The sequence below is a fragment of the Mesorhizobium sp. M7A.F.Ca.ET.027.02.1.1 genome (genome assembly GCF_004022985.1).
Classification (GTDB): domain Bacteria; phylum Pseudomonadota; class Alphaproteobacteria; order Rhizobiales; family Rhizobiaceae; genus Mesorhizobium.
This window is the reverse complement of the sequence record NZ_RZOL01000483.1, coordinates 1-4,260: the sequence shown is the minus strand read 5'-3', so window position 1 is coordinate 4,260 and position 4,260 is coordinate 1. Positions and strand designations below refer to the sequence as shown.

The window sequence follows — 4,260 nt, the reverse complement described above, 5'->3', positions numbered from 1 at the left end:
CTCTTCGGCGTCGCCTTCGACCAGCCGGATGTTGCGCGCCTTCAGCATCTGATAGAACGGGGCCGGCAAAAGCGGTGAATAGACCAGTGCGAGGTCGTCGGCCAGCGGGCTGATCACCGACATCAGATGCAGGCACGCCTCTTCGCCTTGCCACAGCGGCAGATCAAAGCCGTAGACGGAAACGCCCAGCGGCGTCAGCAGGTTGGAAACCTGCTGGATGCCTTCCTGGTTGGAGCGGACACCGCGCCCGATCACCAGCGTGCGGGCATCGAGCCATACACAATCACCGCCTTCGACCTGGCCAGGAACCTCGACGCGGCCCAGGATTGGAATACCCAGCCTTCGGTAGGTTTCCTCATGCAGCGAGGGCTCCCTGGCGCGCAACGGCTTGCCCATGGACAGGATCAGCGCGCCGCGATCGGTCATCAGCGACGGGTCGTGCGTGAACACCGAATCCGAAAGTCCATCCGCCGTGTCCTCGATCCATTCGATTTCGGCACCGGAAGCCGCCACCAGTTCAGCAAGGAGCGCGTGCTGCGATGCCGCTTTCGCCGGATTGAAACCCGGGCCATAGTGCCAAGCAGCCCTGTCGGCATTGCGCATGGCGTTGGCTGCCGACCGCATCAGCACGCGGCGCAGCGGCGCAGCCATGGACTGTGATCCGAAAGCGCTCATCGAAGTCCTTTTTCGCTGAAAAAAATCGAGAAAATTTCATGGAAGGCTATTTATACACTTGCACAACAAGCTCGCAAGTGCCGTAATAAGCAGGATTGACGGGCTCGCGCCGTTGGGTCCATGCTGAAGTCTGGAGCGGGGCAGTACAGCGTATATGTTGATTAGCCGGATAGACGTTCGACGAACCGCCACCGACCCTATAGAGGTCACCCAGTGAGCGTGTTGGAAGCTGCCACAGTCCAATCCGGCAAGGCGCATGACGGCGCCGCCGAAGCCATCCACGTCGAAAACCTGCACAAGAAGTTCGGTGAGCTGCATGTGCTGAAGGGCGTCTCGCTGTCGGCGCGCGACGGCGAGGTCATCGCAATCATCGGCGGCTCGGGCTCCGGCAAATCCACCCTGCTGCGCTGCATCAACTGCCTGGAAAACCCGACCAGCGGCATCATTCGCGTCAATGGCGAGGAGATCAAGCTCAAGGCCGACAGCCATGGGCATACGGTTCCGGCCGACCGCAAGCAGATCGAGCGCATCCGCTCCAAGCTCGGCATGGTGTTCCAGAACTTCAACCTTTGGAGCCACATGACGCTGATCGAAAACGTCATCGAAGTTCCCGTACATGTGCTTGGCGTCAAGCGCGATGTGGCGATCGGCGAGGCCGAGAAACTGCTCGCCCGTGTCGGTCTGGCCGAAAAGCGCGACGTCTATCCGGCCTATCTGTCGGGCGGCCAGCAGCAGCGCGCGGCGATCGCCCGTGCGCTGGCCATCAATCCGCGCGTCATGCTGTTCGACGAGCCCACCTCCGCACTCGATCCCGAGCTGGTCGGTGAGGTGTTGAAGGTGATCGGCGACCTGGCGCGCGAAGGCCGCACCATGGTGCTGGTCACCCACGAGATGAAGTTCGCCCGCGAGGTCGCGACGCATGTCGTCTATCTCTACAATGGATTGGTCGAGGAAGAAGGCCCGCCCGAGCAGATCTTCGGCGCGCCCAGATCCGAAAGGCTGAAGCAGTTCATCCGCAACATCGGCTAGGACAGGCCGGGACGGAAGAAAACCGGGAACCAACAACAAACTGGGAGTCATGAAATGAAGACCGTTCTGAAGACATTCGCCGCAGCGCTGCTGCTCGGCGTCGCAGCCATGGGCGTAGCCAAGGCCGATCCGGTCAAGATCGGCGTCGCAGCCGAGCCTTATCCGCCCTTCACCTCGCCCGATGCTTCGGGCAAGTGGGTTGGCTGGGAGATCGACTTCATCGATGCCGTCTGCGCCGAGGAGAAGCTCGATTGCGTCATTACTCCGGTCGCCTGGGACGGCATCATCCCGGCACTGACGACCAAGAAGATCGACCTCATCGTCTCCTCGATGTCGATCACCGCCGAGCGCGCGAAGACGATCGATTTCTCGGACAAGTACTATAACACGCCGACCGCGATCATCGGCCCCAAGGACCAGAAATTCGGCTCCGCCCCGGACGACCTCAAGGGTAAGATCGTCGGCGTGCAGGTTTCGACGGTGCACGCTGTCTACGCCAAGAAACATTTTGGCAGCACAGCCTCCGAGATCAAGGAATACCAGACCCAGGACGAAGCCAACAACGATCTTGCCGCCGGCCGCCTCGATGCGGTTCAGGCCGATTCCATCGCGCTTGGCGAGTTCCTGAAATCCGACCAGGGCAAGGCCTGCTGCGACCTGAAGGGCATGGTCGCTCCCGATGACGAAGTGCTCGGACCGGGCGTCGGCGCCGGCGTGCGCAAGGAAGACACCGAACTGAAGGGCAAGATCAACGCCGGCATCAAGGCGATCCGCGCCAACGGCAAATATGACGAGATCTCGAAGAAATACTTCGATTTCGACATTTACGGCGGCGGCGGCGCGCAGTCGAACTGACGATCCTCGCATGAGCCGTGGGGCATGGCGTCAGCGCCATGCCCCACCTGCCCGATCTTTCCCAGGCATGTTTGCCGCCGACACAGCCGTCGGCGGTTGGCCAGCACTTCGGGGGCGACGCTGATCGACGCACTTCTTTCGGCCTCCGCGGCCGGCATCACCGAGCTTCTCTCGCCCTACCCGCCAGGCTGGGGCGGGACGCTTCTGGTCGGGCTGCTGCACTCGATCGAGATCGCGCTGGGCGCCACGTGCCTCGGCCTTCTGATCGGCACCGGCGGCGCCTACGGCAAGCTTTATGGCGGGCCGGGGGTGCGCGATCTCCTGGCGGTCTACACCACCATCGTGCGCGCCGTGCCCGAGCTGGTGCTGATCCTGCTGCTCTATTACGCCGGAACCGACCTGATCAATCAGGCGCTGACGGCCATGGGCTATCAGCGCGTCGATGTGAGCGGCCTTGCCGCCGGCATCGCCGTGCTCGGCTTCGTCCAGGGCGCCTATTCGACAGAGGTGATACGCGGCGCGATCCTGGCCATTCCGCAGGGCCAGATCGAGGCCGCCCGCGCCTATGGAATGTCTCCGGGCCTGCTGTTGCGGCGCATCACCTTGCCGTCAATGCTGCCCTTCGCCATACCGGGCCTCGCCAATCTCTGGCTGATCGCCACCAAGGATACCGCGCTATTGGCGGTCGTCGGCTTCTACGAACTGGCGCTGGCGACGCGGCAGGCGGCGGGTGTCACCAAAGCCTATTTCACCTTCTTTTTCGCGGCGGGCGTGCTCTATCTGCTTTTGTCGCTGTTCTCCAACCTCGTCATCGGCCGGGTCGAGACCTGGTCGCGGCGCGGCATGCCTTCGCTCAAGGAGGCGCGCTGATGGCCAACGAGGCTGCCATCATCAACGTCGTCGCGCGAACATCGCTGTGGCTGCAGCCGCACCGCATCGTGCTGATCCTGATCGCACTGGGCCTTGTTTTGTCGGCTGCCTTTTTCATGCGCTGGGACTGGCTGCCGCAATATTATGAAATGGGCTTGATCGGCATCTGGCGGTCGCTGTGGATCCTGGCCGTCACCTGCGTGCTGGGCTTTCTGCTCGCCGTGCCGCTCGGGCTGGCGCAAGCCGCCGGCTCATTCTGGTTCGCCGCGCCTGCCAAGGTGTTCTGCACGGTGATCCGGGGCACGCCGCTGCTGATCCAGCTCTGGCTGCTCTATTACGGCCTGGGTTCGCTGTTCCCGCAATATCCGTGGATCCGCGAATCCTGGATGTGGCCATATCTCAGGCAAGCCTGGCCCTATGGCGTGCTGGCGTTGACCCTGTCTTTCGCCGGCTATGAGGGCGAGGTGATGCGTGGCGCCTTTGCCGGTGTGCCCAAGGGACAACTGGAGGCGGCGCGTGCCTTCGGCATGAGCCGCTGGAAGGCATTCCGGCGGATCTGGCTGCCGCAGGCCATCTACCGGGCGCTGCCGACGCTGACCGGCGAGACCGTGCTGCAGTTGAAATCGACGCCGCTGGTGGCAACGATCAGTGTCATCGACATCTTCGCCGTTTCGTCCAAGGTGCGGCAGGACACCTACCTCACCTATGAGCCCCTGCTGCTGCTGGCGCTGATCTACATGACGATCACCGGTATTCTGGTCTTCGCCTTCAGCAGGATAGAGGCCAGGATCCCCAACAAGATTGGCTAGAGGGGAGTAGGGGAGTAGGGGA

The 4,260-nt window shown here is 62.6% G+C and carries 5 protein-coding genes; 4 read left to right on the top strand and 1 reads right to left on the bottom strand.

Annotated features, from left to right (window positions below):
- Window positions 1–675 (bottom strand): arginine deiminase family protein (locus EN749_RS31790; protein WP_128364642.1); only part of this gene is annotated, 675 nt, incomplete at its 3' end.
- 213 nt (window positions 676–888) lie between these two features.
- On the opposite strand from EN749_RS31790, the gene EN749_RS31785 reads away from it, so the two are divergent.
- The 4 genes from EN749_RS31785 to EN749_RS31770 all read left to right on the top strand — a co-directional run bounded on the left by EN749_RS31785 (window position 889) and on the right by EN749_RS31770 (window position 4,238).
- Window positions 889–1,704, top strand: a complete 816-nt coding sequence (locus EN749_RS31785) for an ABC transporter ATP-binding protein (protein WP_128287608.1) — start codon at window positions 889–891, stop codon at window positions 1,702–1,704.
- Window positions 1,705–1,758: 54 nt separating this feature from the next.
- Window positions 1,759–2,559, top strand: coding sequence for a transporter substrate-binding domain-containing protein (locus EN749_RS31780; protein ID WP_023811511.1), 801 nt, complete (start codon window positions 1,759–1,761; stop codon window positions 2,557–2,559).
- 204 nt (window positions 2,560–2,763) lie between these two features.
- Complete coding sequence (locus EN749_RS31775; RefSeq protein ID WP_189367838.1) at window positions 2,764–3,429, top strand: ABC transporter permease subunit; 666 nt, start codon at window positions 2,764–2,766, stop codon at window positions 3,427–3,429.
- On the top strand, window positions 3,429–4,238 hold the full coding sequence (locus EN749_RS31770; RefSeq protein WP_027039831.1) for an ABC transporter permease: 810 nt from the start codon (window positions 3,429–3,431) through the stop codon (window positions 4,236–4,238). Before EN749_RS31775 ends, EN749_RS31770 begins: the two co-directional genes overlap by 1 nt.
- The last annotated feature ends 22 nt before the right edge of the window (window positions 4,239–4,260 follow it).